This is a genomic window from Salirhabdus euzebyi, assembly GCF_014207435.1.
In the GTDB taxonomy this organism is placed as follows: domain Bacteria; phylum Bacillota; class Bacilli; order Bacillales; family Alkalibacillaceae; genus Salirhabdus; species Salirhabdus euzebyi.
In genome coordinates this window covers 21,148-27,320 of record NZ_JACHGH010000020.1, presented here as the reverse complement: position 1 = coordinate 27,320, position 6,173 = coordinate 21,148, and the positions used below count along the sequence as shown (strand labels likewise).

At 36.3% G+C, this 6,173-nt stretch carries 6 protein-coding genes; 1 reads left to right on the top strand and 5 read right to left on the bottom strand.

From position 1 onward, the window contains the following. Positions 1–521 precede the first annotated feature (521 nt). The 4 genes from pdaA to HNQ94_RS19130 all read right to left on the bottom strand — a co-directional run bounded on the left by pdaA (position 522) and on the right by HNQ94_RS19130 (position 4,291). Positions 522–1,307, bottom strand: a complete 786-nt coding sequence (gene pdaA, locus HNQ94_RS19145; protein WP_174497942.1) for a delta-lactam-biosynthetic de-N-acetylase — start codon at positions 1,305–1,307, stop codon at positions 522–524. 61 nt (positions 1,308–1,368) lie between these two features. Further along, positions 1,369–2,640 carry a histidinol dehydrogenase gene (hisD, locus tag HNQ94_RS19140; protein WP_174497946.1) on the bottom strand — a complete coding sequence of 424 codons (1,272 nt, stop codon included), beginning with the start codon at positions 2,638–2,640 and terminating at the stop codon, positions 1,369–1,371. 52 nt (positions 2,641–2,692) lie between these two features. Further along, positions 2,693–3,988: a Na+/H+ antiporter family protein gene (locus HNQ94_RS19135; protein ID WP_174497941.1), complete on the bottom strand. Its 1,296-nt coding sequence runs from the start codon at positions 3,986–3,988 to the stop codon at positions 2,693–2,695. A 150-nt stretch (positions 3,989–4,138) separates the two neighbouring features. Continuing rightward, a complete protein-coding gene (locus HNQ94_RS19130; RefSeq protein WP_174497940.1) occupies positions 4,139–4,291 on the bottom strand; it encodes an SE1561 family protein in 153 nt (50 codons plus the stop codon). Positions 4,292–4,376: 85 nt separating this feature from the next. Here HNQ94_RS19130 and HNQ94_RS19125 point away from each other — a divergent pair, with 85 nt between their 5' ends. Next, a complete protein-coding gene (locus HNQ94_RS19125) occupies positions 4,377–5,240 on the top strand; it encodes a mechanosensitive ion channel family protein (protein WP_174497939.1) in 864 nt (287 codons plus the stop codon). Between the two features lie 25 nt (positions 5,241–5,265). Here HNQ94_RS19125 and HNQ94_RS19120 read toward each other — a convergent pair whose 3' ends face one another. Then, entirely contained in the window at positions 5,266–6,072 is an 807-nt protein-coding gene (locus HNQ94_RS19120; protein WP_174497938.1) for a YfkD famly protein, read from the bottom strand. Positions 6,073–6,173: the final 101 nt, after the last annotated feature.

Here is a 6,173-nt window from a genome sequence, read left to right as displayed (position 1 = left end):
AGGTCAAAAAAAATAAAAGGGGAAGAAACAATCCCCCTGAATAAATATAGTTGAAACATTGTGATTCAATTTTACACAATAACGTGGACTTGACTTAGTTGGGGGGTGCGGGTTCGTTTGAAGATGGTTTATTTAGAGTTCGTTGTATATTTTCGTTAGCTCTGGCCCCTTTATTAGTAGCTTCAATCGGGTTAGTAGGAGTTCACTGCAGTTTATCCAGACTCCACATAAACATATTCGTAGTTCCCCTAATTTTATTAAGAGGGGCAATAAATTTGCAAAGTATCAGCAATTCATAACAAAAATTTCAAAGTATTCACGCAAACTTTTCCTGCGTTCAACGCTATTTTGAACAGAAATACAAACACAAACGCATTACTCAGTCCATACATGCATAAGTTGATGCCAAGGAGACAGCCGAACTTATACTTGGAACCTAATATTAGTATCCTAAAAAATTACATATTTTCCCAGCTTATAACAAAGGGGCTGAACAATGTTCATTGTTCAGCCCCTTTCTGTTAAAACGGTAACTTCACCGTTTCCTTCCATAACAAGTCATCTAAACTTTTAAAACCATATCCACGTTTCCGTAGTTCATCAATTAAATGAGATAAAGCTTCGGCATTATCCTTCGAGGTGGCATGGAGTAAAATAATCGCCCCTGGATGAATATGATCCATTATACTTTGATATGCTGTCTGCCATCCTTTTTCTGAACCCCAGTCAACAAAGGCGGAAGACCAAAAAACAGTTGTATAACCGAGTTTTTCCGTAATGGCTAATGTTCTTTCACTAAAATCTCCTCTTGGTGGTCGAACATATTGCGTATACTTTTGGCCAATCGCATCATACAATTCATCGTTGATTTTATCTAATTCTTCTTTAATTTTCTCTTCTGATAATGTGGTGAAATCATGGTGATTATACGAGTGATTGCCAATGATATGTCCTTCATCACGCATTCGCTTTACTAAATCTGTTGCACTCGTGATATAGTGACCTGCTAAAAAGAAAGCAGCAGGTACTTTTTTCTTTTTTAATACATCTAAAATTTGCCCAGTATGGCCTGCTTCATAGCCTAGATCAAAGGTTAAATAAACGACCTTATCTCCCGATTTATCAACGTAGAAACTATTGTATTTATCTAACATGGGCCCATATTTGCCTGCATCCGGTGGGTTATGTTCCTTATTCTTCTTGTATCCCCATCCAAAGGTTGTTGTATCAAATGCATGTGTTGTTGATAATGGTGATGCTATAACGAATATAATAATCGTTAAAATAAAGTAAACACGCTTTTTCATTATCCCACTCACCTGCTTCTTTTTTTTATAGCTTTTGCAGGCTTGTCGTTAACATACATTTTTATTTATTTCCCGTGTTTCTCACCTTAATTGCATTAGCATGACCTTGTAATTGCTCAAACTGCGCCAATGTCTGAATTGCTTCCGCATTTTGTTTTAGATCCTCATTGCTATAAGAAATTAAGCTTGTTTTCTTTATAAAGTCGTCTACGTTTAATGGGGAGGAAAATTTCGCTGTTCCTCCAGTCGGTAAAACATGGTTTGGTCCTGCAAAATAATCTCCGATAGCTTCTGTGCTATTTTCTCCAAGGAAGATCGCCCCTGCATTTTTTATTTTACCAACGTATGAAAAAGGATCTTCCACGATTAATTCCAAATGTTCTGGTGCATAATCGTTTATCATGTGAATGCCAGCTTCTAAATTCGGAACAATATAAATTGCACCGTTTTCTTCAATCGATTGCTCGGCTATTTCTCTTTTTGGAAGAACTTTTAATTGATTATCTAACTCCAGTTGAACCTTTTCTGCTAAAGTTGTGGAATCGGTAATGAGTATAGCTGCAGACATAGGGTCATGTTCTGCTTGTGATAATAAATCTGCTGCTACATATATAGGGTTTGCTTTTTCATCCGCTAATACAACAATTTCACTCGGTCCAGCTACCATATCAATATCGACTAAGCCGAACACTTCTTTTTTCGCAAGGGCAACGAAAATATTACCAGGCCCAGTAATCTTATCTACTTTTTTTACTGTTTCTGTTCCATACGCAAGAGCACCTACCGCTTGTGCTCCACCAACTTTTACAATTTGTTTAATCCCTAGTAAATCTGCCGCTACTAGCACACCAGCATTAATGTTTCCAAATTGATCTGGTGGGGTTGTCATCACAATTTCTTGAACCCCAGCTACCTGAGCCGGGATTGCATTCATTAGTACAGAAGATGGATAAGCAGCTCTTCCACCAGGCACATAAATTCCAACTCTTGCTAAAGGACGAATGAGTTGACCTAAAATCGTTCCTGTTTCCGATGTATCCATCCAACTCTGACGCCTTTGTTTTTCATGAAATTGTCTAATATTTAGGATTGCTTTTTTAATTGCTTCTAGAAAGTCTTCTGACACATTGGCATACGCTTTTTCTATTTCTTCCGTCGTTACAGTCAATTGTTGTAGGTCTACTCGATCAAAAGTTTGTGTGTAACGATAAAGCGCAGCATCCCCATTTTCCTTCACATCTTTTAAAATGGATTGGACAGACTTGTATTCTTCCTCACGATTATCAAAAATAGTTCTAGCTATCGTTACATTGGCATCCTGAATAACTTTTATCACCTTTTTTCCTCCCCTTTTTATGGGGTCAGACCCCACTTACGTTAATGAGTTAAAGCACGATTGATGCGATCCAACCGAATATAAATAATGGGATGTTAAAGTGAATAAAGGTCGGTACACATGTATCCCATATGTGATTATGTTTTCCATCTGCATTTAGACCTGATGTCGGTCCAAGCGTACTATCTGAAGCTGGTGAACCAGCATCTCCTAAAGCAGCAGCAGTACCAATTAAAGCAGCAATAGCTATTGGTGAAAATCCTGCAGCTGTAGCAATTGGCACATACAAAACCGCTATAATTGGAATTGTCCCGAACGATGTCCCAATTCCCATCGTAATTAGTAAACCTACTAGGAGTAAGATTAATGCAACTAGAGGCTTATTATCACCTAAGATTCCAGAACTTGATTGAACAAGGTCATCTACCGAACCTGTTACAGTTAATACATTTGCAAAACCAGAAGCAACTAGCATGATGAAAGCAATCATACCCATCATTTTAATCCCTTCTGACATAATGTTTTCCCCTTCTTTAAAAGGAACCACGAAGAAGATAAACATTAGAACTAAACCGGTTAAAGCGCCTAATATTAAATTGTCAAACTCAATCTGAACATATAATGCTGCCAAAATGGCAACGACAGTTAAAAGATGTTTTAACTCGAATTTTACTTGTTCTGTATTCTCTTTAAAATCTACATTTGTTCCTTTGTAAGTCCGATCTTTTCGATAGGTGATAAAAATAGCCACAAGCAACCCGAAAACCATTCCTAGTCCAGGAATAATCATTGCTTTCGTAACATCTGAAAGGGCTATGGTTAATCCGTTGTCGACCATTCCATCTTGAATATATTCATGAAAAATTAGCCCATACCCTACAGGGATCATGACATAGGGTGCTTTCAAACCAAAAGTTAATGCGGTTGCAACTCCTCGTCTATCTACCTTCATTTTGTCAAACAAAGCTAATAAAGGTGGAATTAAAATAGGAATAAACGCAATGTGAACAGGTACAACATTTTGTGATAGAGAAGCAACTGCTGCAATAACAAGCAGCATAATTCCTCTTTTCCCTTTGATAATACGAATAAGTGCTTGAACGAGAATAGTTGTAATACCAGTGTAGCTTATAGCTACGGCAAATGCCCCCAAAAGCACATAGCTAAGTGCTGTATTTGCACCGCCAGACATTCCCTCCACCAATAGTTTGATTGTATTAGTTAGTGACTCTCCAGCTATCAGCCCAGCTGTCAAGGCTGCAACGATTATAGAAATCATCACATTTACTCGAAATAAACTTAATAGAACCATAATAAGTACAGATAAAATAACAGCTAACGCCATTGAAACCTTCTCCCCTTTTTGTTGTTATTTTCTATGTTGTGGTTTCATCTCTCTAACATGTTAATGATTTAATATGATAAAGCATTCAAGCAAAAAAATCAACCCGAACATAATAATTCGGGTTAGATAAATTTCAGCTAGTATCAGGCACTACCTACATTTTTCTTCTAATTGGTCTAATAGGTTAATGAAATGGTCAATATCGTCTACTGTCATTTGTTCAGGAGACACACCTTCTATTCTTGCCATTACTTCATCTAATCTTCTTCTTAACTCTACAATCTTTTCTCTTTGCTCATTCATTTTCGAAATCACCTTTCTTTTTGCATTCGCTTCGCATAAAAATGTTTTGTATAATCATAGAAAGATCAAACAGGAGGACGATACCATGGTCGAATTCTTTCAAACAATTGAGTATTATTGGGACCTTGTTTATCAATATAAATTTACGAAACTGATTATCGGGGCCATCCTTATTTATTTTGTTGTCAAATTAATCAAAAGGTTTGTCCACTCATTTTTCAAGCGTACAAATCTTATTGAAGAACGTCAAGAACAAACATTAGAATCGATGATTAATTCCATCGTTCAATATGTTGCTACTTTTGGGTATATCATTTATATCTTAGTTATATTTGGCATTCCGGTTGGAAACTTATTAGCTGGTGCAGGTATTGTTGGTATCGTTGTCGGTCTTGGTGCACAAAGCTTAATTAAGGACTTTCTATCAGGAATATTCTTCCTCTATGAAAAACAGCTTCACAAGGGCGACTTCATAACCGTTAACAACACATTCCACGGAACCGTTGAAGATATTGGCCTCCGTTTTTTAAAAATTAGAGAGTGGAGTGGTAAGCTACTCACTATAAGCAATGGGGAAATAAGCACCATTCATAATTTCAATTTTAATCAAATGCGTGTCATTGAAAAAGTAACCACTAGCTTTTACGAAAGCCCTGATAAAGTGATGGATGCTTTAGAACAAGCATGTATAGATTTAAATAGAGAGCTTCATTCGCATTTAATAAAAAATACGCAACAGGAGCCAATTGAAAAATTTCAGATATATGGGATGTCCGCATTAAATGATCAATTTCGCGGGTATGAGTTTACCATTATCGGATTAGTAAATGATAGCACTTACTTTACTGCTGCTAAAAACGCTAGACTTATTATCGCAAGGACCCTTTATCAAAATGGAATACAAATGGCTATGCAGCATGTTGATGTAAGGTCCACTCCCGAATCATAATCCGGGAATGGACCTTATTTTTTTACTAATGATTTTTTATTTGGAAAGAAAAAGATACGTGATCTTGAATCGGGATCCATGCACCAATACCTTGCTTCGTTACATTTTTCACTTCTAGCCTTTTCTTCGAGCCCTTTAAAACTAAATATACTTCTCCAAAGGTTACTACCCCTTTTTCATTTAAAGCTGGGGCATGTGCGTACAAATAACCAACCTTTTTAGGAGGGATACCATAGGTTTGCGTTTTTTTCGTTCCTTGTCCAATTACTGTTTCAAAGGATAGTGGTAAGTCCGTTTGTTCCTGAGCTGTTTGTAAAATCATCTTTCTTACGTCATCAGCCTTCTCTGTTTTCGAAGTTAGGCCACCTTTTATTCGTTTTTCTTGCTCTTGGTTATAATTTAATGTTTTCTTATCTGTACCACCTAAATTATTAATCATGTTCACATTAATCTGTTGGTATTCCCAATTTACATTAGACTCATCTGATTGATAATTAAGTGGCCAATAGCCTAAGTAAATTTCCCCTCTATACCCAAAGGCTAACTTAGAAGGCTTTAAAGTAGACTCATTTAGCATTTTTATTAGTTTAGGATTTGAAATATCAATATCCGCACTTTTAATCAATTCTTTTGCCAACTCATTTGGCTCTAATACAGTTTGATCCTTCGAAGAATTAGGATACGTATTTTCCTTGGATATATTTAATACATGGCTTGGAATTTTGCCTTCATCTTTACGATCTGTAGGTTCCTCTTTTGCGAATACAGTTGAAGGTAAAACGGTAGCTATAACCAAAACCATTATGATAAAAGACAAGTATTGCTTTTTCATCGTTGTTCACATCCTTCCTCATTTTTTATTATTTTTATCATTGATGAAAAAACTATGCATAATGACTCTTCTAGGTTTAAACTGTTTGAGCATTTACATTT

Bases quoted from the DNA above. Each gene is read 5' to 3' on its own strand.
- pdaA (WP_174497942.1), bottom strand. From the start codon at position 1,307: ATGAAAAAGCGTGTTTACTTTATTTTAACGATTATTATATTCGTTATA.
- HNQ94_RS19135 (WP_174497941.1), bottom strand. From the start codon at position 3,988: ATGGCGTTAGCTGTTATTTTATCTGTACTTATTATGGTTCTATTAAGT.
- HNQ94_RS19130 (WP_174497940.1), bottom strand. From the start codon at position 4,291: ATGAATGAGCAAAGAGAAAAGATTGTAGAGTTAAGAAGAAGATTAGAT.
- HNQ94_RS19125 (WP_174497939.1), top strand. From the start codon at position 4,377: ATGGTCGAATTCTTTCAAACAATTGAGTATTATTGGGACCTTGTTTAT.
- HNQ94_RS19120 (WP_174497938.1), bottom strand. From the start codon at position 6,072: ATGAAAAAGCAATACTTGTCTTTTATCATAATGGTTTTGGTTATAGCT.